This is a genomic window from Microtetraspora sp. NBRC 13810 (assembly GCF_030268685.1).
Lineage (GTDB): Bacteria > Actinomycetota > Actinomycetes > Streptosporangiales > Streptosporangiaceae > BSRQ01.
Genome location: NZ_BSRQ01000002.1, coordinates 534,786 through 557,328, shown reverse-complemented (window position 1 = coordinate 557,328; position 22,543 = coordinate 534,786). Strand labels below are relative to the sequence as shown.

At 72.4% G+C, this 22,543-nt stretch carries 17 protein-coding genes; 11 read left to right on the top strand and 6 right to left on the bottom strand.

Annotated elements, in window-relative coordinates; translation table 11 throughout:
• Positions 1-63 precede the first annotated feature (63 nt).
• Positions 64-1,110 carry a DUF695 domain-containing protein gene (locus tag QSK26_RS06310; RefSeq protein WP_285774008.1) on the bottom strand — a complete coding sequence of 349 codons (1,047 nt, stop codon included), beginning with the start codon at positions 1,108-1,110 and terminating at the stop codon, positions 64-66.
• Between the two features lie 91 nt (positions 1,111-1,201).
• On the opposite strand from QSK26_RS06310, the gene mnmA reads away from it, so the two are divergent.
• Entirely contained in the window at positions 1,202-2,275 is a 1,074-nt protein-coding gene (gene mnmA / locus QSK26_RS06305; protein WP_285774007.1) for a tRNA 2-thiouridine(34) synthase MnmA, read from the top strand.
• Positions 2,276-2,282: 7 nt separating this feature from the next.
• On the opposite strand, the gene QSK26_RS06300 is transcribed toward mnmA, so the two are convergent.
• Positions 2,283-2,915, bottom strand: a complete 633-nt coding sequence (locus QSK26_RS06300; RefSeq protein ID WP_285774006.1) for an MBL fold metallo-hydrolase — start codon at positions 2,913-2,915, stop codon at positions 2,283-2,285.
• Between QSK26_RS06300 and QSK26_RS06295 the strand changes: the two genes are divergently transcribed.
• The 6 genes from QSK26_RS06295 to gatB all read left to right on the top strand — a co-directional run bounded on the left by QSK26_RS06295 (position 2,914) and on the right by gatB (position 12,211).
• Positions 2,914-3,942 carry a methionine synthase gene (locus QSK26_RS06295; RefSeq protein ID WP_502888674.1) on the top strand — a complete coding sequence of 343 codons (1,029 nt, stop codon included), beginning with the start codon at positions 2,914-2,916 and terminating at the stop codon, positions 3,940-3,942. The two genes, QSK26_RS06300 and QSK26_RS06295, sit on opposite strands and share 2 nt — an antisense overlap.
• Before the next feature lie 131 nt (positions 3,943-4,073).
• Positions 4,074-6,266, top strand: a complete 2,193-nt coding sequence (gene ligA / locus QSK26_RS06290; RefSeq protein WP_285774004.1) for an NAD-dependent DNA ligase LigA — start codon at positions 4,074-4,076, stop codon at positions 6,264-6,266.
• Positions 6,267-6,540: 274 nt separating this feature from the next.
• On the top strand, positions 6,541-8,658 hold the full coding sequence (locus QSK26_RS06285; RefSeq protein ID WP_285774003.1) for a putative bifunctional diguanylate cyclase/phosphodiesterase: 2,118 nt from the start codon (positions 6,541-6,543) through the stop codon (positions 8,656-8,658).
• 163 nt (positions 8,659-8,821) lie between these two features.
• Entirely contained in the window at positions 8,822-9,121 is a 300-nt protein-coding gene (gene gatC / locus QSK26_RS06280; protein WP_285774002.1) for an Asp-tRNA(Asn)/Glu-tRNA(Gln) amidotransferase subunit GatC, read from the top strand.
• Positions 9,118-10,608, top strand: a complete 1,491-nt coding sequence (gene gatA / locus QSK26_RS06275) for an Asp-tRNA(Asn)/Glu-tRNA(Gln) amidotransferase subunit GatA (RefSeq protein WP_285774001.1) — start codon at positions 9,118-9,120, stop codon at positions 10,606-10,608. Before gatC ends, gatA begins: the two co-directional genes overlap by 4 nt.
• A 115-nt stretch (positions 10,609-10,723) precedes the next feature.
• Positions 10,724-12,211 (top strand): Asp-tRNA(Asn)/Glu-tRNA(Gln) amidotransferase subunit GatB, encoded by a 1,488-nt coding sequence (gene gatB, locus QSK26_RS06270; protein WP_285774193.1) that lies wholly within the window; start codon positions 10,724-10,726, stop codon positions 12,209-12,211.
• A gap of 89 nt (positions 12,212-12,300) precedes the next feature.
• On the opposite strand, the gene QSK26_RS06265 is transcribed toward gatB, so the two are convergent.
• From QSK26_RS06265 to QSK26_RS06255, 3 genes are read right to left on the bottom strand one after another with little or no spacing between them, the layout of a single operon-like run.
• Positions 12,301-13,803 (bottom strand): tripartite tricarboxylate transporter permease, encoded by a 1,503-nt coding sequence (locus tag QSK26_RS06265; protein ID WP_285774000.1) that lies wholly within the window; start codon positions 13,801-13,803, stop codon positions 12,301-12,303.
• Positions 13,804-14,316: a tripartite tricarboxylate transporter TctB family protein gene (locus QSK26_RS06260; protein ID WP_285773999.1), complete on the bottom strand. Its 513-nt coding sequence runs from the start codon at positions 14,314-14,316 to the stop codon at positions 13,804-13,806. It lies immediately after the preceding gene.
• Positions 14,316-15,287: a Bug family tripartite tricarboxylate transporter substrate binding protein gene (locus QSK26_RS06255; protein WP_285773998.1), complete on the bottom strand. Its 972-nt coding sequence runs from the start codon at positions 15,285-15,287 to the stop codon at positions 14,316-14,318. Before QSK26_RS06255 ends, QSK26_RS06260 begins: the two co-directional genes overlap by 1 nt.
• A 194-nt stretch (positions 15,288-15,481) precedes the next feature.
• Here QSK26_RS06255 and QSK26_RS06250 point away from each other — a divergent pair, with 194 nt between their 5' ends.
• From QSK26_RS06250 to QSK26_RS06240, 3 genes are all read left to right on the top strand, one after another.
• Positions 15,482-17,095 carry an ATP-binding protein gene (locus tag QSK26_RS06250; protein WP_285773997.1) on the top strand — a complete coding sequence of 538 codons (1,614 nt, stop codon included), beginning with the start codon at positions 15,482-15,484 and terminating at the stop codon, positions 17,093-17,095.
• Positions 17,092-17,763, top strand: coding sequence for a response regulator (locus QSK26_RS06245; protein WP_285773996.1), 672 nt, complete (start codon positions 17,092-17,094; stop codon positions 17,761-17,763). The genes QSK26_RS06250 and QSK26_RS06245 overlap by 4 nt, the downstream gene beginning before the upstream one ends.
• 87 nt (positions 17,764-17,850) lie before the next feature.
• Positions 17,851-19,878 (top strand): VanW family protein, encoded by a 2,028-nt coding sequence (locus QSK26_RS06240; RefSeq protein WP_285773995.1) that lies wholly within the window; start codon positions 17,851-17,853, stop codon positions 19,876-19,878.
• 88 nt (positions 19,879-19,966) lie between these two features.
• On the opposite strand, the gene QSK26_RS06235 is transcribed toward QSK26_RS06240, so the two are convergent.
• Entirely contained in the window at positions 19,967-21,109 is a 1,143-nt protein-coding gene (locus QSK26_RS06235) for a PQQ-dependent sugar dehydrogenase (protein WP_285773994.1), read from the bottom strand.
• 359 nt (positions 21,110-21,468) lie between these two features.
• On the opposite strand from QSK26_RS06235, the gene QSK26_RS06230 reads away from it, so the two are divergent.
• A complete protein-coding gene (locus QSK26_RS06230) occupies positions 21,469-22,404 on the top strand; it encodes a 2-hydroxyacid dehydrogenase (protein ID WP_285773993.1) in 936 nt (311 codons plus the stop codon).
• Positions 22,405-22,543: the final 139 nt, after the last annotated feature.

Below are 22,543 nucleotides of genomic sequence, written 5' to 3'. Positions count from 1 at the left end.
GCCCCGCTCGGCGGCGTGCACGGCACGAACCGACCCCGCCGTCAACGGAACTCCCAGGCGCCCCTAGCTCAGGAACGGGGCGACCGCGCTCCAGCCCGGATCGTCGGCGACGACGACCTGCGCGCCGCCGCCCTCGGGCCAGTCTGCCGCCAGCTCCTGAAGCCTGGCCGGCGCGTCGCCCGCGGGATCGGCGTAGACGTGCATCACCCGCCGGCCCTCCGCGCTCAGGTGGGCCACGAGCAGCGCCGTGTCCTTGAGCTCGGTGAGACGGTCCACGAGCCGCTCCTCGAACTCGCGCAGCGCCCGCGCCGACTCCTCGGCGGGCAGCCCGTCCGCGTCCGCGTGGGCGTAGGGCAGGGTGATCTCGATGTGCCGGTCGAACAGCGGGTGGTCGACGTGGCGCAGCGGATGGCGGGCGACGGCGATCAGCCGGGCGCCGTCGCCCGTACGGCCCTCCAGCAGGGCCCACTGCTCCTGGTCGTAACCGGCGGCCAGGTCGGCCACCACGGCGGGCAGGTGCACCGCGGCCACGGCGTCGATCGGCGGGAACGCCGACGTGGTGATCTCACCGGCCCACCGGGCGACGTCGTCCTCACCGATCAGCCAGTGCAGCGCGAGGACGGTCGCCTGCAACCGGGTCTCCTCGTCGAGCAGCGTGTAGATCGGGTGGTAGACGACCATGTCCACCTGCGGCCGGTCGCGGGGCACCCGCAGGCCGAGCATGAGCTGCCCCAGGTCGAAGTCGTAGCCGCCCACGTCGAGCGTCACGTCGAGCGCCTGCGGGTTGGCCTGCCGGGAGGGGTGGTACTCCCACTGGGCGTCGGCGGCCGGCGCCGCCCCGGCCAGGCGGTGCGCGAGCGAGCGCAGCGCGGGGTCGCCTGCTGCGGTGACGACGAGGGCCTGCGCGGCGGTACGCCCCGGGGCGACCTCCCACACCAGGCCGGGGTGGACGGCGGCCACCGCGGGCGCGACCAGCTCGGTCAGCCGCTCCGCGTCACCCGCGGCCACCAGCGTGTCGATCTCGGGCCGGGCCGAACTCCACCACGCCCAGAACTCCGCGATCCGCCGGGCAGGGTCGTGCTTCTCGGTCTTGCGGCCGAATTGTCGCATGGCCGGATATTGTCCCAGCCCGCGGCCCCGTACGCCAACAGGCGGCACGCCGAACGGGAATGGTCGCGGCGGCGGGTACGCTCGAACTGTTATGGCTCTCCGAGTGCTTGCCGCCATGTCGGGCGGCGTCGATTCCGCTGTGGCCGCCGCGCGCATCGCCGAGGCGGGACACGATGTCACCGGCGTGCACCTCGCGCTGTCGGCCAACCCGCAGTCCTACCGGACCGGCGCCCGCGGGTGCTGCACCGTGGAGGACTCCCGCGACGCCCGGCGGGCCGCCGACGTCATCGGCATCCCGTTCTACATCTGGGACATGGCCGAGCGGTTCCACCGTGATGTCGTCGAGGACTTCGTGAGCGAGTACGCGGCGGGGCGCACCCCCAACCCGTGCCTGCGCTGCAACGAGAAGATCAAGTTCGAGGCGGTGCTGGACCGAGCGCTCGCGCTGGGCTTCGACGCCGTCGCCACCGGCCACCACGCCCGGCTCGACGACGGCGTCCTGCGCCGCAGCGTCGACGCCGGCAAGGACCAGTCCTACGTGCTCGGCGTGCTCACCCGCGAGCAGCTCTCGCACGCGATCTTCCCCCTCGGCGGCTCCACCAAGGCCGAGGTCAGGGCGGAGGCGGCCGGCCGGGGGCTCGCCGTGGCCGACAAGCCGGACAGCCACGACATCTGCTTCATCGCCGACGGCGACACCAGGGGCTTCCTCGCGGACCGCCTCGGCGCCGCCGACGGCCCGATCGTCGACGCGCTCTCCGGCGAGGTCGTGGGCAACCACCAGGGGGCCTACGGGTTCACCGTGGGCCAGCGCAAGGGGCTGCGCATCGACCGGCCCGCGCCCGACGGCAGGCCGCGTTACGTGCTGTCGATCGAGCCGGTCTCCAACACGGTGACCGTCGGCCCGCGCTCCTCGCTGGAGGTCTCCTCGATCACCTGCGAGCGCCCGGTGTGGAACGGCCCGCTGCCCGCGCCGCTGGCCCCGCTGACCTGCTCGGTCCAGCTCCGCGCGCACGGCGAGGTGTACGGCTGCCGCGCGCAGGTCTCCGGCGACGCGCTGCACCTCCAGCTCGACGCCCCCGCCGCCGGGGTGGCGGCGGGCCAGGCCGCCGTGCTCTACGACGGCGACGTCGTCATCGGCTCGGCCACGATCGCGACGTCGTCCTGACCGGCGCTCAGGCGAGGGTGACCGACTCGCCGACGGCCAGCCGGCGCATGTCCGCCTTCTGCCGGTCCGCCTCGGCGAGCAGCCAGCTGTCGACCAGCATGAGGCCCGCGTCGCTGTAGAGCGCGTCGTGGGTGGAGAAGGCGCGCTCCGGGCGCACGTCCCGGAGGTAGGCGATCACTTCGGGGAGCTTCAGCCACGGGGCGCCGGTGGGGACCATGAGGGTGCCGACCTCGACGCCCGGCCGGGTGAGGGCGTCCCCGGGGTAGAACACGTCGTCGTTCACCAGGAAGCCGATGTTCTGCACGATCGGCTGGTCCGGATGGTTGGGGGCGTGCCACTCGCCGACCGTGCGCACCCGGAAACCCGCGGTCTCGAAAGCGTCGCCGTCGCGGACGACCTGGATCTTGGCGGACACGCCGGCCAGCTTGGCCGCCGCCCCCTCACAGGTCCAGATCTCCACGTCTCCGGGCAGTCTGGCGAGGGCGTCGTGATCCATGTGGTCGAAGTGCTCATGGGTGATCAGCACCGAGTGCGCGCCGTCGAGCGCCCGGGTGTCGCTGAAGATCCCGGGGTCGATCACCAGGACGCGATCGTCCTTCTCCAGCCGCACACACGCGTGGCCGAACTTCGTGAGCTTCATGCGCCTTACGCTAGCGGGCGTGAGTGACTACCCCTTTCCCGAGGCCACCGCGACCGGCGTCGGATCGCATCCCGGCGAGGACCACCTGGAGGCGATCCGGGTCGTCTTCGGCGAGCTTCCCGCGCTGCCCTACCTGCCCGAGCTGCCCGGCCGGGGGGTGGGCGCCGACATGGTCGGGCGCGGGGCGTCGCTGCTGGTGGAGATGCCGGTGGAGGTGCAGCCCTCCGGCTGGCGGTTCGCCGACCGGCCGGGGCGCGACGCGCGCAGGGGCCGGGACCACCTGGTTCGCGACCTCGACGGCCTGGAGGAGGTCGCCCAGGGGTACGCGGGGCCGTTCAAGATCCAGGTGTGCGGGCCGTGGACGCTCGCGGGCGCGATCGAGCTGCGCCACGGGGACAAGGCGCTGTCCGATCCCGGCGCCGTGCGCGACCTGGTGGAGTCCCTGGCCGAGGGGGTGGCCGAGCACGTGGCCGAGGTACGGCGGCGCGTCCCCGGCGTGACGGAGATCGTCCTCCAGGTGGACGAGCCCGGCCTGCCTGGGGCTCTCGCCGGGACCGTGCCCACCGCCTCCGGGTTCGGCCGGCTGCGCGCGGTCGAGGCCGAGGTGGCCGTCGAGCGCCTGGGCAGGGTGCTCGCGGCGGCGGAGGCGTTCCCCGTCGTGCACTGCTGCGCGCCGCAGGTGCCCTTCCAGGTGCTGCGCAGGGCGGGCGCGCAGGGCGTCTCGGTGGACGCCTCCCTGCTGCGCCGCCGCGACGAGGAGGCCATCGGCGAGTCCGTCGAGGCGGGCGTCGCGTTCTTCCTCGGCGTGGTGCCCGGCGTGGTGAGCCCGCTGGCGGACGTGGGCGTGGTCGCCAGGCCGGCCAGGGAGCTGTGGCGGCGGCTCGGGTTCTCCCCGGCCACGCTGGCCTCGCAGGTCGTGCTCACCCCGGCGTGCGGCCTCGCCGGGGCGTCCCCGGCGTACGCGAAGGCGGCCCTGGCCCGGTGCAGGGAGGCCGCCGTCGTGCTGCGCGAGGACCCGGGCGAGTGACCCGGCGAGTGACCCGGCGCATGACGGGCCGGGTGGCGGGCCGGGGGAGCTCGGCGGGCAGCGGTGTCCGGCGATAGCGTTCGACCTGGGGACTTCGACGACCTGGGGATTCCGACGAGGGGAGAGGTGGCATGAGCGCCGAGGCCGAAGGTGTGCCGGGGGCCGCGCTTGAGCGGCACGCCGAGCTGGCCGAGCTGATCGACGAGGCCAACTGGCGTTACTACGTGCTGGACGCGCCCACCGCCAGCGACGCCGACTACGACGGCTGGATGCGGGAGATCCGGGCGCTGGAGGCCGGGCACCCGAGTCTGGTCACCCCCGACTCGCCCACGCAGAAGGTCGGGGCGCCGATCTCCACGGAGTTCACCGCGGTGCGGCACCTGAGCCGCATGGAGAGCCTCGACAACGCGTTCCGGCAGGAGGACCTGGCGGCCTGGCTGGCCAGGGCGGAGCGGCTCGCGGGCGGCGACGCCGGGCCCTACCTGTGCGAGCTCAAGATCGACGGACTGGCCATCGCGCTCGTCTACGAGAAGGGCGTGCTGGTCAGCGGGGTCACCCGGGGCGACGGCCGGATAGGGGAGGACGTCACGCCGAACGTGCGCACGATCACCGGCGTGCCGCACCGGCTGACCGGTGCCGACGTCCCCGACCAGGTCGAGGTGCGCGGCGAGGTGTTCCTGCCGGTCGAGGGCTTCAAGCGGCTCAACGAACAGCTCGTCGAGGCGGGCAGGCAGCCCTTCGCCAACCCGCGCAACTCCGCGGCGGGCTCGCTGCGGCAGAAGGACCCGCGGATCACCGCGCAACGCCCGCTCCGCATGATCACCCACGGCATCGGCGTCTGGAAGGGCGCCGCCGCGGAGCCGCGCACCCAGTCGGAGGTGTACGAGCGGCTCAAGGGCTTCGGGCTGCCGGTAAGCGACCTCTACCGGGTGGCCGAGGGGCTGGACGACGTGCTGGCCTACATCGAGCACTACCGGGAGCACCGCCACGACCCGGCCTATGAGATCGACGGCGTCGTGGTGAAGACCGACCGCATCGCCGTGCAGCGGGAGCTCGGGTCCACCAGCCGGGCGCCGCGCTGGGCCATCGCCTTCAAGTACCCGCCGGAGGAGGTCAACGCCAAGCTGCTCGACATCCAGGTGGGCGTCGGCAGGACCGGCCGGGTCACGCCGTACGGGGTGATGCGGCCGGTGCTGGTGGCCGGGTCCACCGTCGAGCGGGCCACCCTGCACAACGCCTCCGAGGTGGTCAGGAAGGGCGTGCTCATCGGGGACACGGTGGTGCTGCGCAAGGCGGGGGACGTGATCCCCGAGATCGTCAAGCCGGTGGTCGAGTTGCGCGACGGCTCCGAGCGGGAGTTCGTGATGCCGACGCACTGCCCCGAGTGCGGCACGGAACTGCGGCACATCAAGGAGGCGGATGTCGACATCCGCTGCCCGAACGCGAAGTCCTGCCCGGCCCAGCTCCGTGAGCGCATCTTCTTCGCCGCCGGGCGCAAGGTCTTCGACATCGACGGGCTGGGTTACGTCGCGGCCACCGCGCTCACCCAGCCGCTGCCGCCGCAGGAGCCGCCGGTCCGCACCGAGGCCGACCTGTTCGACCTGACCGTCGAGCAGCTGCTGCCGATCAGGACGGTGGCCCGGGACTCGGAGACCGGGCTGCCCAGGGTGGACCCGGAGACGGGCGAGCCGGAGGTCGTCGCCTTCTTCGCCAATCTGGAGGGCGAGCCGAAGAAGACGACGGAGCTACTCCTGCAGGGGCTGGCGGAGGCCAAGACCCGGCAGCTGTGGCGGGTCCTGGTGGCGTTGTCCATCAGGCACGTGGGCCCGACGGCCGCGCAGGCCCTCGCGGCGGAGTTCCGCGCCATGGACCGGATCTTCGCGGCCACGGAGGAGGAGCTGGTCGCGGTCGAGGGGATCGGCCCCACCATCGCCGCCTCGATCCGGGAATGGCACGCGGTGGACTGGCACCGCGAGATCGTCGAGCGCTGGCGGGCCGCCGGCGTGCGGATGGAGGACGAGCCGCCCACGGAGAGCGGCCCCGAGATCCCCCGGTTCCTCGAAGGGCTCACCTTCGTCGTCACCGGCACCCTGTCCGGCTACACCCGCGACGAGGCGGGCGAGGCGATCCAGGCGCGCGGCGGCAAGGTCACCGGGTCGGTCTCGAAGAAGACCAGTTTCGTCATCGCGGGGGAGAGCGCCGGCTCCAAGTACGACAAGGCGGTCACGCTGGGCATCCCGATCCTGGCGGAGCCCGCCTTCGAGACGCTCCTCGCCGACGGCCCGGAGGCGGCGTCCGCGCTCGCCGTCCAGCCCGAGTCCTGACCCGCTGCCGGGCGGAATGCGACGTTTCGGCCCGGGGGACTTCGGCCGGTCCGAACTTGGGGGGAATCGGTCAGTAAATTTCGTGATTTTTACCTCACCGTACGTGACGTAACCGCACTCTGAGACGATGAATGAACACCGACAGTAAGCGCAATAGCGCTTAATGCTGACATATAGTGGCAAATCGCCAGTGACAGAACGTGCCCAGCCGGTTTCGCGAAGTGGCCCAAAGGTCGTACTCTCCCATAGTGACCTGCTGGGGGTTTTGTTACTCATGACCGGCCCGACCGATACGCGCGACACCGGCCCTCGTGTCGGCTCACCCCTGTGGGCCTATCTCGCGGGCGTCATCACCACCGGCCTCACGGTGCTGGCCGGAGCCCTGCTGCTGCTCGACGTGGCGGGGTTCGCCACGCTGGCCACGGAGCCGGTGTTCTGGGTGATCGCCGCCCTGGTCGTGCTGGGTGAGCTGCGCCCGGTGATCGTCTCCTCCTCCATGGTGGTCGGCGGCACCTACCCCTCGGTGATGTTCACCTTCGCGCTGCTGCTGCACCTCGGCCTGTCCGTGGCGGTGCTGCTGCACGCGCTCGCCATCGCGGTGAACGCCGTGGTGACCCGCAAGGCGGTGCACCGGACCATGTTCAACATCGCCCAGGTCACGCTGGCGAGCACGGCGGCCGCCGTGGTGCTCGGGCTGTTCGGGGTGTGGCCGAGCCCGGCGGGGCCGTGGCAGCCCAGCGGGGGCGACGTACCGGCGATCGCGCTGGCCGGCGCCGCCTACTTCGTGGTCCGCGCGATGCTCGTGTGCATGGCGGTCGCCCTGCACGAGCGCCGCTCGCCGCTCCGGGTGGTCCGGGCGTCGATCGGCTACCAGGCCCTGGTCTACGCCGGGCTGCTCGGCCTCGCGCCGCTCGTCGTCGTGGTGATGACGCACTCGCCCGGCATGGTGCCGCTGTTCACCGCGCCCCTGGTGGCGGTCTACTTCACCGCCACCCTCTCGCTGCGCCGCGACCACCAGGCCATGCACGACGGGCTCACGGGCCTGCCGAACCGCAAGTTGCTCGTGCTGCGTACCGGGGAAGCGCTTGCAGAGGCACGCGGAGAGGACCGGGTCGGCCTCTTCCTCCTCGACCTCGACCGGTTCAAGGAGGTCAACGACACCCTGGGGCACCCGGTGGGCGACCGGCTGCTGCAGATCGTGGCGCACCGGCTGACCCACAGCGTGCGGCCGGGGGACGTGGTGGCGCGGCTGGGCGGCGACGAGTTCGCCGTGCTGCTGCCTTCGATCCGGGACCAGGCCGCCGCCAGGGAGGTGGCGGCCCGGCTCAGGGTGGCCCTCACCCAGCCGGTGCGCCTGGAGGGCATGACCTTCGACCTGGACGCCTCGGTCGGCATCGCGCTGCACCCGGACCACGCCCCCGACTTCGAGCTGCTGCTGCAACGGGCCGACGTGGCGATGTACCTCGCCAAGGAGGGCCGCACCGGCGTCGAGCTGTACCAGGCGGAGAAGGACCGGAACTCCCCCGAGCGGCTGCACCTGCTCGGCGACCTGCGGCGCGGCCTGGCCGGCGGCGAGCTCATGCTGCACTACCAGCCCAAGATCGCGCTCGGCAGCGGCCGGGTGGTGGGCCTGGAGGCGCTGCTGCGCTGGCGGCACCCGGTCCGCGGGCTGGTCTCGCCGCGCGAGTTCATCCCGCTGGCCGAGCAGTCCTACCTGATGCGCCAGCTCACCCAGCACGTCATCGACGAGGCCCTCTCCCAGGCGGCCCACTGGTGGCACACCGGCCTGCGCACCCAGGTCTCGGTCAACGTCTCGGCCCGCGACCTGCTCGACAACGCCCTGACCGAGCGGCTGGAGAGCGGCCTGGCCCGTTACGCGCTGCCGCCGACCGCCATCCAGCTCGAGGTCACCGAGCGCATCCTGATGACCGACCAGGCGTACACCGCGGACACGGTCCGCACCCTGGCCAGGCTCGGCGTGCCGCTCGCCCTCGACGACTTCGGCACCGGCTACTCCTCCCTGGTACGGCTCCAGCGGCTCGCCGTGTCCGAGGTGAAGATCGACTCGTCCTTCGTGAAACGCCTGGCCGATCCGGACAGCGGCGACGCCGACCGCATCGTGCGGTCCATCGTCGACCTGGTGCGCTCCCTCGGCCTGCGTTCGGTCGCCGAGGGCGTGGAGAGCGACGAGGTGGCCCGGCGGCTGGCCGCCATGGGCTGCGACGTCGGCCAGGGCTGGTGGCTCAGCCAGGCCCTCCCGGTGGACGAGGCCACCCTGTGGCTGCGCGCCCGCCGCACCCTCCTCGCCCCGCCCGCGCCGGCCGGGGTCGCCCTCACCGGCCACGCCGGCGGCGGCCTCAGCGACGGCCTGGCGATGGCCGACACAGCGTGAACCCGGCGTGACCACGACGGCGGGCAGGGCGGTGGACACGGCGGTGAACCGGCGGCGGATGCCCGCCGCGGCCGGGCGTGCCGTTATGCGTTCGGAAAGGGCGGGGAGCGCGCCCTAGGATGACAGTGTCCCATCGCCATTGATGAAACGGGTTCAACGACTCATGTCCGCCATAACCCGCGACGAGGTCGCTCACCTGGCCCGGTTGTCCAGGCTTGCGCTGTCCGATGAAGAGCTCGACCACTACGCCACCCAGCTCGATGTGATCATCGGAGCCGTGGCGCGGGTGGCCGAGGTCGCCGCTGAGGATGTCCCGCCTTCGTCGCACGCGCTGCCGCTCACCAACGTCTTCCGCCAGGACCAGGCGCGCCCCGGTCTCACTCCGGAACAGGCGCTCTCCGGCGCCCCCGCCGTCGAGGACGACCGGTTCCGGGTCCCGCGCATCCTCGGGGAGGAAGCATGAGCCTGATCCACAAGACCGCCGCCGAGCTGTCCGCGCTGATGGCGGCCGGTGAGGTGTCCGCCGTCGAGGTGACCCAGGCCCATCTGGACCGGATCGCCGAGGTCGACGGCAAGCTGCACGCCTTCCTGCACGTCGGCGACGAGTCGGCGCTGGAGCAGGCGCGGGCGATCGACGCCAGGCGCGCCGCGGGCGAGGAGCTGGGCCCGCTGGCGGGTGTCCCGATCGCGCACAAGGACGTGTTCACCACGGTGGACATGCCGACCACGGCCGGGTCCAAGATTCTCGAGGGCTGGCGCCCGCCGTACGACGCGACGGTGACGGGCCGGCTGCGCGAGGCCGGGCTGGTGATCCTCGGCAAGACCAACCTCGACGAGTTCGCGATGGGCTCCTCGACCGAGAACTCCGCGTACGGCGTGACGCGCAACCCGTGGGACCTCGGCAGGATCCCGGGCGGTTCGTCCGGCGGCTCCAGCGCGGCGGTGGCCGGTTACACGGTGCCGCTGTCCACCGGTACCGACACCGGCGGCTCCATCCGGCAGCCCGCCGCGGTGACCGGCATCGTCGGGATGAAGCCGACCTACGGCGGTTCCTCGCGGTACGGGGTGATCGCCTTCGCGTCCTCGCTGGACACGCCGGGGCCGTTCGCGCGCAACGTGCTGGACGCCGCGCTGCTGCACGAGGCGTTCTCCGGGCACGACCCGCTCGACTCCACCTCGATCGACGCGCCGGTGCCCGGGGTCGTCGAGGCGGCCAGGCACGGCGACGTGGCGGGGCTGCGCGTCGGCGTGGTCAAGGAGTTCGCCGGCGACGGCTACCAGCCGGGCGTGCTGGCCCGCTTCCGGGACTCCGTGGAGCTGCTGGAGTCGCTCGGCGCCAAGGTCGTCGAGGTCTCCTGCCCGAGCTTCACCACGGCGCTGCCGGCTTACTACCTGATCGCGCCGTCGGAGTGCTCCTCCAACCTGGCGCGCTTCGACGCGATGCGGTACGGCCTGCGCGTCGGCGACGACGGCACCCGCAGCGCCGAGGAGGTCATGGCCCTGACCCGGGCGGCCGGCTTCGGCCCCGAGGTGAAGCGCCGGATCATGCTCGGCACCTACGCGCTGTCCAGCGGCTACTACGACGCCTACTACGGCCAGGCCCAGAAGGTGCGCACGCTCATCGCGCGCGACTTCGAGGCCGCCTTCCACCAGGTGGACGTGCTGATCTCGCCGACCACGCCGACCACGGCGTTCCCGATCGGCGAGCGCGCGGACGACCCGATGGCGATGTACCTCGCCGACCTGTGCACGATCCCGGCCAACCTGGCGGGCAACGCCGCGATCTCGGTCCCGTGCGGCCTCGCCGACGAGGACGGGCTGCCGGTCGGCCTGCAGATCATGGCCCCGGTGCTCGGCGACGACCGCTGCTACCGGGTCGGCGCCGCCGTGGAGAGGGCCCTGGAGAACCGCTGGGGCGGCCCGCTGCTGTCCAAGGCCCCGGCCCTGTAGGAGAGGGGGACGGCATGACGACTCGGATCGTGATCGACCTCGCGGCCGCGGCTCCCGCCCGCACGGCGCAGGATGCTTTGAAGGGACGTGGTGACCTGTGAGCACGGAAACGCTCATGCCCTATGACGAGGCGCTGGAGCGCTTCGAGCCGGTGCTCGGCCTGGAGACGCACGTCGAGCTGGGCACGGCGTCGAAGATGTTCTGCGGGTGCCCGACCGCGTTCGGCGCGGCGCCGAACACCCAGGTGTGCCCGGTCTGCCTGGCGCTGCCCGGCTCGCTGCCGACGGCCAACGCGCAGGCGATCGAGTCGACGATCAAGATCGGCCTCGCGCTGAACTGCTCGATCGCCTCCTGGTGCAGGTTCGCCCGGAAGAACTACTTCTATCCGGACATGCCGAAGAACTACCAGATCAGCCAGTACGACGAGCCGCTCTGCTTCGACGGCCACCTCGACATCGAGGTGGAGGGCCGGACCATCCGGGTCGGCATCGAGCGGGTGCACCTGGAGGAGGACACCGGCAAGTCGACCCACGTGGGCGGCGCCACCGGCCGCATCCACGGCGCCGACCACTCGATCGTCGACTACAACCGGGCCGGGATCCCCCTCGTGGAGATCGTGACCAAGCCGATCGAGGGCACCGACCGGATGGCCCCCGAGGTCGCCAAGGCCTACGTGACGGAGCTGCGCGAGCTGGTCCGCGCCCTCGGCGTCTCCGACGTGCGCATGGAGGAGGGCTCCATGCGCTCCGACGTGAACGTGTCGCTGATGCCGCGCGGCTCGGCGGAGTGGGGCACCCGTACCGAGACGAAGAACGTCAACTCGCTGCGCTCGGTCGAGCGGGCGGTGCGGTTCGAGATCGAGCGGCAGGCCGCGGTGCTGGCCGACGGCGGCCGCATCGTGCAGGAGACCCGGCACTTCCACGAGGACACCGGCGCCACCACGTCGGGCCGCTCGAAGGAGGAGGCGCAGGACTACCGCTACTTCCCCGAGCCCGACCTGGTGCCGATCGCGCCCGCGGCAGAGTGGGTCGAGTCGCTGAGGGCCGAGCTGCCCGAGCTGCCGTCGGTCCGCCGCAAGCGGCTCCAGAACGAGTGGGGCGTCTCCGACCTCGACATGGCCGCGATGCACAACATCGACGCGATCGGCCTGGTGGAGGCCACGATCGCCGCCGGCGCGCCGCCCGCGGACGCGCGCAAGTGGTGGATGGGCGAGCTGGCCCGCCGGGCCAACGAGTCCGGTACGGCGCTCGCCGACCTGCCGATCACCCCGGACCAGGTGGCCAGGGTGACCGCCATGGTGGCCGGCGGGGCGCTGAACGACAAGCTCGCCCGCCAGGTGCTGGAAGGCGTGCTGGCCGGCGAGGGCACCCCGGACGACGTGGTGTCCGCCAGGGGCCTGCAGATCGTGAACGACGAGGGCGAGCTGTCCTCGATCATCGACCAGGTCATCCTGGACAACGCCGACGCGGCGGACAAGGTGCGCAGCGGCAAGGTCGCCGCGGCCGGCGCCCTGGTCGGCGGGGTCATGAAGGCCAGCCGCGGCAAGGCCGACGCGGGCCGGGCCCGCCAGCTCATCCTGGAGAAGCTCGGCGTCACCGAGTAGATCCGCGACTGACTGGACGAGGGCCAGGCCCCGGGCGGGGCCTGGCCTCTCCGTCGGTGATCCGCGTCGTCGGTGATCCGCCGCGGGCGTCAGTCCGCCGCGGGCGCCGGGCGGTTCCTGAACCGGCGCAGCACCGGGAGCAGCAGCACCAGCGCGGACAGCACGAGCAGCGTGGCCGCGACCGGGCTGCGGACCAGCACCGACACGTCACCGGCGCCGATGGCCAGCGCCCTGCGCAGCTGGATCTCGGCCATCGGCCCGAGGATCAGGCCGATCACCGCCGGCGCGACCGGCAGCCCGAACCGGCGCATCGCGTAGCCGAGCAGCCCGAGCACGAAGAGCACGACCAGGTCCACCGCCGACGCGTTCAGCGCGTAGACGCCGAGCGCGGCGAACAGCACGATCCCGGCGTACAGGTAGGGCCGGGGGATGTGCAGCACGCGTGCCCACAGCGGGGCGAGCGGCAGGTTGAGCACCAGCAGCATGGCGTTGCCGACGAACAGCGACGCGATCATGCCCCAGACCAGTGCCGGGTTGTGGTCGAAGAGCTGCGGCCCCGGTTGCAGGCCGTACTGCTGGAAGGCGGCGAGCAGGATCGCGGCGGTGGCGGAGGTGGGCAGGCCGAGGGTGAGCAGCGGCACCAGGGTGCCGGCCGCGGAGGCGTTGTTGGCCGCCTCCGGCCCCGCCACCCCCTCGATCGCGCCCTTGCCGAACTCCTCCGACGCCTCCCCGCGGGCCAGCCGCTTCTCCACCGAGTACGACAGGAAGGTGGGGATCTCGGCCCCGCCGCCGGGCAGCGCGCCGAACGGGAAGCCCAGCGCCGTGCCGCGCAGCCACGGCCGCCAGGACCTGGCCCAGTCGGACCGGCCGAGGAAGGCGCGGCCGACCGGCACCACGTCCGGCGAGGAGTGCCGCAGCCGGGAGGCCACGTAGAGCACCTCGCCCACGGCGAAGAGCCCCACGGCGACGATCACCACGTCGATCCCGTCGAGGAGTTGCGGCACGCCCAGCGTGAGCCGGGCCTGCCCGGTCTGCTGGTCGATCCCGATCAGCCCGATGACCAGCCCGAAGCCGAGCGAGGCCAGCCCGCGCACGGCGGAGGTGGACAGCACGGAGGACACCGCGGTGAAGGCCAGGATGGCCAGCGCGAAGTAGTCCTCCGGACCGAAGGAGATCGCGAAGTCGACGACCAGCGGCGCGGCGACCACGAGCAGCCCGGTGGCGATGGTGCCGGCCACGAAGGAGCCGATCGCGGCGGTGGCCAGCGCCTGGGCCGCGCGGCCCCGCTTGGCCATCTTGTTGCCCTCCAGCGCGGTGATCATGGAGGAGCTCTCGCCGGGCGTGTTGAGCAGGATCGACGTGGTGGACCCGCCGTACATGCCGCCGTAGTAGATGCCGGCGAACATGATGAACGCGCTGGCGGGCGGCACGTTGAAGGTGATCGGCAGCAGCAGGGCGACGGTCATGGCCGGGCCGATGCCGGGCAGGACCCCGACGAGGGTGCCCAGCGTGACGCCGACCAGCGCGTAGAGGAGGTTGACCGGGGTGAGCGCGGTGGCGAACCCGTCCAGCAGCAGGCTGAGCGACTCCACTCAGATCACCCCGGCCAGCAGCCCGCCCGGCAGCGTGACGCCGAGACCCTTGACGAAGGCGAGGTAGGTGGCGACGGACAGCACGACGGCGATCAGTCCGGCGCGCAGCGGCTGCCGGGCGCCGAGCGTGACCGACAGGCCGAAGAACAGCAGCGCCCCGGCGATGATCCAGCCCAGGAAGTCCAGGGTGAAGGCGAACGCCAGGAAGATCACGCTGACCAGGAGCACCGAGCGCAGGTCGGCGGGGGTCTCGCTGTCCACGTCCTCGCTCTGCTCCGGGTCGCCCCGGCCGCCGCGCAGGACGTCGATCGCGTAGAAGACGCCGATGAGCAGCATGGCCGAGCCGACGATGATGGGGAAGAACCGGGGGCCGAGTCCCAGGGTCGAGGCGGCGGCGGTGACGTCGGCGGTGCCGGCGATCACGAAGGCGCCCAGCGCGAGCACGACGCCCGCGAGGACGAGTTCGCCTCGCCGGTACCAGTGCCGGTCCCGCGGCGGGATGGTGTCGGACATCAGGAGACGAGGCCCATTTCGGAGATGATGGCCTTGACCCGGGTCTGCTCGGCGGCCACGTAGTCGGCGAACGGCTTGCCGGTCTGGAACGAGTCCACCCAGCCGTTCTTCTTGATCGCGTCCTGCCACGTCTGGGAGGCGTGCATCTTGGTGACCAGGTCGGTGAGGGCCTTCTGGTCGGCCTCGCTCACCCCGGCCGGTGCGACCAGGCCGCGCCAGTTGGCCACCTCGACGTCAAGGCCGCTCTCCTTGAGCGTCGGCGCGTCCACGGCGTCCAGCCGCGCGGGGGAGGTCACCGCGAGCGCGCGCAGCTTGCCGGAGGTGATGTGCTCGGCGACCTCGCTGATGCCGGAGATGCCGGCCGCGACCTTGTTGCCGAGCAGCGAGTTGAGCATCTCGCCGCCGCCGGAGTGGGCGATGTAGTTGACCTGCTTGGGGTCGATGCCGGCCGCCTTGGCGGTCAGCCCGGCCACGATGTGGTCGGTGCCGCCCGCGGAACCGCCGGCGATCGCGACCTTGGCCGGGTCGGCCTTCCAGGCGTTCACCAGGTCGGCCATCGTCTTGTTCGGCGACTCGGCGGGGACCACGATCACCTCGTAGTCCTCGGTCAGCTTGGCGATCGGCGTGGTGTCGGCCAGCGTCACCTTCGACCGGTTCTGCTCGATGGCGCCCACCATGACCAGGCCCATCGTCATCAGCAGGTTGCCGTTGCCCTTCTCACCGGCGAGCTGGGCCAGGCCGATGGTGCCGCCGGCGCCGGGAACGTTGAACACCTCCACCCGCCGGGCCGGGTCGGCCTGCTTGATGGCCTGCTCCGCCGTACGGGAGGTCTGGTCCCAGCCGCCGCCGGGCGCGGCGGGGGCCATGATGCGGAGGGCGGACGTGCCGCCTCCGGAGGCGGAGCCGGAGCCGCAGGCGGTGAGGGTCACGGCCGCGAGCGCCAGGGCGGCGGCGAGTCTGGGAAGGCGCATGGGTCACTCCAACTGCGATAGTTCGGCGTTGTGAGGAGCCTGTGCGCCGCGAGTCACAGGGGCAACGCTTTATGTGATTGCCGTCGTAATGGTGGTATTGGTCACAGTCACCCGCGACCCCGCCGTTACCTTCCACTGCTTTCATGAGATCCCGGCTCAAGGCTCTGACCTGGGTGGTTTCGCTTGGAGGAGCTGTGCGACGCCTTCTCAACGCCTCTTTGGGCACCCAGCTGTTCGTGATGCAGGTGGTCATCGTCTTCCTCGCCGTGGGGGGCACGGCCCTGGTGTGGGCGCAGCACACCCGCGTCCAGCTCGACGACCAGTACCAGGAGCGTGCGCTGGCCATCGCCGAGTCGGTCGCCGGGCTGCCCGAGGTGCGGGCGGCGTTCGAGACGGCCCGGCCCGAGCTGGTGCTCCAGCCGATCGCGGCGGGCGTGCAGCGCGCCACCGGCGCGGACTACGTGGTCATCGCCAACACCGACCAGATCAGGTACGCCCACCCGAACAGGTCGCTGATCGGGCAGCGGCTGTCCACCGACGGCTCCCTCGTGCTCACCACCGGGAAGCCGTGGACCGGCATCGAGACCGGCACGCTCGGCCGTTCGGTGCGCGGCAAGGCGCCGATCCGGGACGCGAGCGGCCAGGTCATCGGCCTCACCTCGGTCGGCGTGCTGGAGAAGACCGTGGCCGACCAGCTCGGGGCCGCGCTCCCGCCGCTGTTCTGGACCGTGCTCGCCGTGCTGGTGGCGGGCTCGCTGGCGGCGGCGCTGATCGCGCGGCGGGTGCGGCGGCAGACGTTCGGGCTGGAACCCGCGGAGATCGCGGCCTTACTGGAGCAGCGCGAGGGCGTGCTGCACGGCGTCAAGGAGGGGGTGCTCGCCCTCGACCTCGCCGGCCGGGTCACGCTGGTCAACGACGCCGCGCGGGACCTGCTCGGGCTGTCCGGGGACCCGATCGGCCGTTCGCTCGCGGAGATCCCGCTGTCGGACCGGGTCCGCGACGTGCTCGGCGGCGACGACCCGGGGGAGGACCGGATCGTGCTGCACGCCGCCCGCGTCGTGGTGCTCAACCGCACGCCGGTGGCGGTCCGCGGCCAGCACCGCGGCTGGGTGGTCACCCTGCGCGACCGCACCGAGCTGGTACGGCTGGCGCACGAGCTGGACCGGGCCAGCAGCACCACCGACGCGCTGCGCGCCCAGGCGCACGAGTTCGCCAACCGGATGCACACCGTGGTCGGCCTGCTGGAACTCGGCGAGCACGAGGCGGCCGTCCGCTACATCACCCAGACCACCCAGGCGTACACCGAGCACGCCTCGGTCATCAGGGAACGGGTGGCGGATCCGACGCTCGCCGCGCTGCTGCTCGCCAAGTCGGCGGAGGCGGCCGAGCGCGGGGCCTCGCTGGTCGTCTCCGCCGACTCGGAGGTGGCCGAGGGGGAGCTGGGCGACCCGCACGACGCCGTGCTGGTCGTCGGCAACCTGGTGGCCAACGCGCTGGACGTGCTGGAGGGCACCGGCGGCACGGTGGAGGTCACGGTCCGCGCCGACGCCGAGGGGCTGCACGTGCGGGTGCGGGACTCCGGCCCCGGCGTCACGCCCGAGCTCGCCGAGGAGGTGTTCCGCGACGGTTACACCACCAAGGCGTCCCAGGCCGGGCCGCGCGGGCTCGGCCTCGCGCTGACCCGGCAGACCTGCGTACGGCGCGGTGGCTGGGTCGGCGTCCACAACGAGGACGGCGCGGTGTTCACCGCGTGGCTTCCCTGCACGGCCGACGGCGCCAGGAGGACCGGGATGGAGGCTGTGCGATGATCCGCGTGCTCGTGGTGGACGACGACTTCATGGTGGCCAAGATCCATGCGGGATACGTGGCCAGGATCTCCGGGTTCTCGGTGGCGGCCACCGCGCACACCGGGCAGTCGGCGATCGCCGCGGTCGCCGAGCACCGGCCCGACCTGGTGCTCCTCGACATCTACCTGCCCGACATGTCGGGCCTGGAGGTGCTGAAAGCGCTGCGCGGGGCGGCGCATCCGGTGGACGTGCTGGTCATCACGGCCGCCCGGGAGGTGTCCACGGTACGCGCGGCGATGCGCGGCGGCGCGGTCAACTACCTGATCAAGCCGTTCCCGGCGAGCGCCCTGACCGAGCGCCTGGAGCAGTACGCGGACACCCGCAGGCAGCTCACCATGATCGGCCCCGAGGCCGGGCAGGACGAGGTGGACCGGCTGTTCGGCGGCGCCAGGACCGGCGCTCCGGCCTTGCCCAAGGGGCTGTCGGCCACGACCTGCACACTCGTCGCGGACACCCTCCGGGAGACCGGGACCGACCTCTCCGCCGCCGAGACCGCCGCGCTCACCGGGCTCTCCAGGGTCAGCGCACGCCGGTACCTTGAGTTTCTCTGCGTCTCCGGACGCGCGGAGCTGCGCCCAAGGTACGGTACGGCGGGGCGACCCGAACACCGTTACAAGTGGACGGGTTAGTGAAGTTTGATTCCACGACATATGAGGACACCTGTGCCTTAGGGTTCTTTCTCTGAGACCAGGCCCACATAGCGAGAGGACGGAGGCGTGCGGAACGCCGGAGAGCCGCCGATGGACCCCTTCTCCACGGCGCCGCCGCCGAAGACCCGAGGGATCAAGGGAGCGTCCAGGGCCGCCGCCGAAGGGCCGGGCACACCCGGCGGAAGGAAACTCCCTCCGGGCGTCTCCCCGGACATCTTCGGCAAGCCGAGCCCGCCCCCGCGCGGCGGTCGCGGCCCGTCGGCACTGCCGCCGGTGCAGCCGCCCGCGGAGCCGTGGGTGATGGAGGGCAGGCCCGAGCGCCGCCACCCGCCCGTCGTGCCCGGCCCCCCCGACGGCGGAGACCCCGGGCAGGACCGGCTCGAAGCCGACGACGAGCGGCCCCGCCGCCGCGGTGGCCGCAGGATCCTCGTCACGGTCGTGATCCTGGTCCTCGTCCTCGCCCTCGCCTACGCGATCCCGGCGATCACGATGTCCGGCGTGATGCTGCGCGGCACCACCGTCGCCGGCGTGGACATCGGCGGGCTCACCGTCACCCAGGCCGCCGACAAGCTCAGGCAGACGCTCGACAAGCGCAGCAAGGCGCCGATCGTGGTCGAGGCGATGGGCATCCGGCAGGACGTGATGCCCGAGGAGGCCGGGCTGGAGCTCGACGTCGTGGGCACGATCGAGCAGGTGCCGAGCGGCTTCCCCAGCCCGGTCCAGGTGTGGCGGGGGCTGACCGGCACCACCCCGGTGGAACCCAGGATCGAGGTCAACTCGGCCAAGCTGGCCGAGGCCGTCGACGCGCTGGCCCAGGAGATCGACCGCCCGATCCGCGAGGGCGAGATCCGCTTCAAGGGCATCCAGCCGGAGATCGTCACCCCGCGCGACGGCAGGGAACTGGAGCGGGAGGCCGCGGCCAAGGCCATCCAGGACGCCTACTTCACGACGACCGACCCGGTCGCGCTGCCGGTCACCGTGCTCAAGCCGCGGGCCACGACGGACGCCTTCGAGGAGGCCACCACCACGGCGCGCCGGGCCGTGGCCGCCCCCATCCTGCTGACCGCCGGCGCCAAGCGGGTCCAGCTCCCCAGGGAGACCCTCGCCGCCCACCTGCGCTTCGTCCCCGACGCGCAGGGCAGGCTGCGCCCGGTGTTCAACGCCAAGATGGCGCTGGCCGAGGTGGAGAAGCACCTCGTCAACCCCGCCATCGCGCCGGTCGAGCCGACCTACGACATCGTGGGCGGCCGGCCCAAGCTGATCCCCGGCCGCGCCGGGCAGGGCGTCGACGCGACGAAGCTGGCGGCGGCGGTGGTCAAGGTCATCCAGGACGGCAGCCGCCGGACGATCCCGGTGAGCCTCACCACGGTGAAGCCGCGGGTCGGCGACGCCGAGGTGCGCGCCATGGGCATCAAGGAGCAGATCAGCACGTTCACCACGCAGCACCCCTGCTGCGCGCCGCGGGTGACGAACATCCACACCATCGCCGACATCCTCGACGGCTACCTCGTGAAGCCGGGGGAGACCTTCTCCCTCAACGACGTCGTCGGCCAGCGGGACAAGGCGCGCGGTTTCGTCGAGGCGCCGCAGATCGTGGCCGGCCGCCTGGTCGACGACGTGGGCGGCGGGATCTCGCAGTTCGTCACCACGATGTACAACGCGGTCTTCTTCGGCGGTCTCAAGGACGTCAAGCACACGGCGCACGAGTTCTACATCAGCCGCTATCCCCCCGGCCGCGAGTCCACGGTGTCCTTCCCGCAGCCGGACTTCCAGTGGCAGAACGATTCCAAGTACGGCGTGCTCGTCAAGACGTCCTACACGGACACCTCGATCACGGTGGCCTTCTGGAGCACGAAGCGCTACGACCGGATCGAGGCCGTCGCCTCCGAGAAGCACAGCTTCACGAACTTCACCAAGGAGACCGACGACGGCCCGGACTGCATCCCGATGACCGGCCAGCAGGGCTTCACCATCGAGGTGACCCGGGTCTACTACCGGGACGGCGCCGAGGTGAAGCGCGACCGCCCGATCCGCACGGTCTACCGCCCGGAGACCGACCTCACCTGCACGAAGGACGAGCCGGGCGGCGGCTGAGGTCCCAGTTCCCGAGCGCCGCCGTCCGCCGCCTCCTCGGTACGGCACGGCACGCCCTCCTCCCGCGCGGCCCGCGGTGAGCCGGGGGTCAGCCGGCGGGCAGGACGATGATCCGGTCGTCGGCGGCGGCCGGGGCGCCCCGGCCGTCCTTGTTGCTGGTGGCGATCCAGATCGAGCCGTCCGGCGCGGTGGCGACCGCGCGCAGCCTGCCGTACTCCTCCTGGAACAGCGGGACGGGGGTGCCGAGGGAGCCGTCCGCCGAGACCGGCACCCGCCACAGCCGCTGCCCGCGCAGCGCGCCCGCCCACAGCGAGCCGCCCCCGTAGGCCAGGCCGGAGGGGGACGCCTCGGCGGTGGACCAGGTGACGAGGGGGTCGGTGAAGCGGTTGTCGCCGCCCACGCCCTCGACCTCCGGCCAGCCGTAGTTGGCGCCCTTCTCGATCCGGTTGATCTCGTCGAAGGTGTTGGCGCCGAACTCGGTGGCGTACAGCCGTCCCCGCGGATCCCAGGCGAGGCCCTGGACGTTGCGGTGGCCGTGGCTCCAGACGGGGGAGCCGGCCGTGGGGTTGCCGGGGGCGGGGGCGCCGTCCTCGGTGAGGCGCAGGATCTTGCCGGCGAGCGAGGCGCGGTCCTGGGCGAGCGGGCGGTCGCCGACCTCGCCGGTGGTGGCGTAGAGCAGGCCGTCGGGTCCGAAGGCGAGGCGTCCGCCGTTGTGGATGGCCGCCTTGGGGATGCCGGTGAGAATGGGCACGGGGTCGGTCAGACGATCGTTCCGGAGGCGGTACCGGACGATTCGGTTGTCCTGATTTGCGGTGAAATATACGAAAATATAGTTGTCTTGATCGTATGTGGGGGACACGGCGACGCCCAGCAGACCGCCCTCGCTCTCCGGTGAGACCCCGGCGATCGTGCCGACCGTGCCGGCCTCGCCCTCCGGCGTCACCCTCAGCAGCCGCGCCGAGTCCCGCTCGGTCACCAGCGCGTCCCCGCCCGGCAGGAACGCGATCGCCCACGGCACCGCCAGCCCCTGCACCAGCGTCCGCGCCCGCTCGGGCCGCACCGCCCGATCCGGGCCCGGAGTCCCCGACCCGGAAGCCTCGGGCGTCTCCCCGGCCACCGGCGCCGCGGGACTCTCCTGCGGAGCGGACGGCGTCCTCCCCGCTCCCACCCGCTCGGGCGACCCCGCCGAACACCCGCTCACCAGCGCCGTCGCCACCACGACCGCAAGCACACCAGCACGAGAAGCCACGCCCAACCTCCGTCATCCGCACCGACCCTCGCCCGCCATACTGCCTCTCTCCCCCCGGCGCACGCCCCTCCCCGCGAGATCGGTACCGCTCCGTGTTCGACCACCCGCCCGGCGAAGGAGGCGAGGGGCCGCCCCCTGCCACCGGCGTCCGCGGACGGAGCGACCGGGCCGGACCGCTCACCCGCGCGAGGCGCGGGAACCCCGCGGAGTCCTGGCCACCCGCCCGGCCGGGGAAGACGCGGCCGGGAAGATGGGAACCCCCGTGGAGTCCTGGCCGCCCGCCCGGCCGGGGAAGACGCGGCCGGGAAGAGTGGGGAGGCGGGGCGGTTAGGGTTTGGGGCATGAAGATCTGGGTGCCTTCGCTGGATGTCGCCGGGGTTCTGCGGGATCTGCCGGAGGTGGAGTGCGTGGTCTACGACGGCACGGGGGCGATGCCGGGCGGGGCCGACGAGGTCGAGGTGTGGGTGCCGCCGCTGGTGACGGTGCCGGACGTGCCCGGGGTGCTGGCGGGGATGAAGAAGCTGCGGCTGCTGCAGACGGTCACGGCGGGCGTCGAGCCGTACCGGCCTTACCTGCCCTCGGGCGTGATCCTGTGCAACGCGCGCGGCGTGCACGACGCGGGGACGGCCGAGTGGGCGGTCGGCGCGATGATCGCGGTGCTCCGGGAGTTCCCGGAGTTCGCGGCGGCGCAGCGGGCCGAGAAGTGGGCCTACCACCACACCGGCGTGCTCGCCGACGCAAAAGTGCTGATCATCGGCTACGGCTCGATCGGCGCGGCGCTGGAGCGGCGGCTGGACGGGTTCGAGGTGGAGGTCGTTCGGGTGGCGCGCGCGGCCAGGGAGATGGCGGGGCCGCAGGGCACGCCGGTGCGGGTGCACGGCGAGGACGAGCTGCCCGCGCTGCTGCCCGCGGCCGACGTGGTGGTGCTGCTCGTGCCGGCGACCGCCGCGACGGCCGGCATGGTGGACGCCGCCTTCCTCGCCCGGATGAAGGACGGCGCGCTGCTGGTCAACGCGGCACGCGGCTCGGTGGTGGACACCGGCGCGCTGGTCGCGGAGCTGACCACGGGCCGCCTGCGCGCCGCGCTGGACGTGGTCGACCCGGAGCCGCTGCCGCCCGGCCACCCGCTGTGGAGCGCGCCCGGCGTCTTCATCACGCCGCACGTCGCCGGCAGCACCCCGGCCTCCCTGCGCCGCTCCCTGAAGCTCGTTCGCTCACAGCTTCTGCGTTATATGGCAGGGGAACCGCTCAATAACGTGATCACGGGTTCATACTGAGCCAACAATGGATTCCGGACCGTGGCTGCACCGTGACCTTATGTGCGTACGGTGGACTCTACCGAGAGTAAAGCCGTGGTGTGGAGCCGCGATCCGGCCGCACATCCGGCTGGGCCGCCTCAGCGGCGATCCGGTCGGG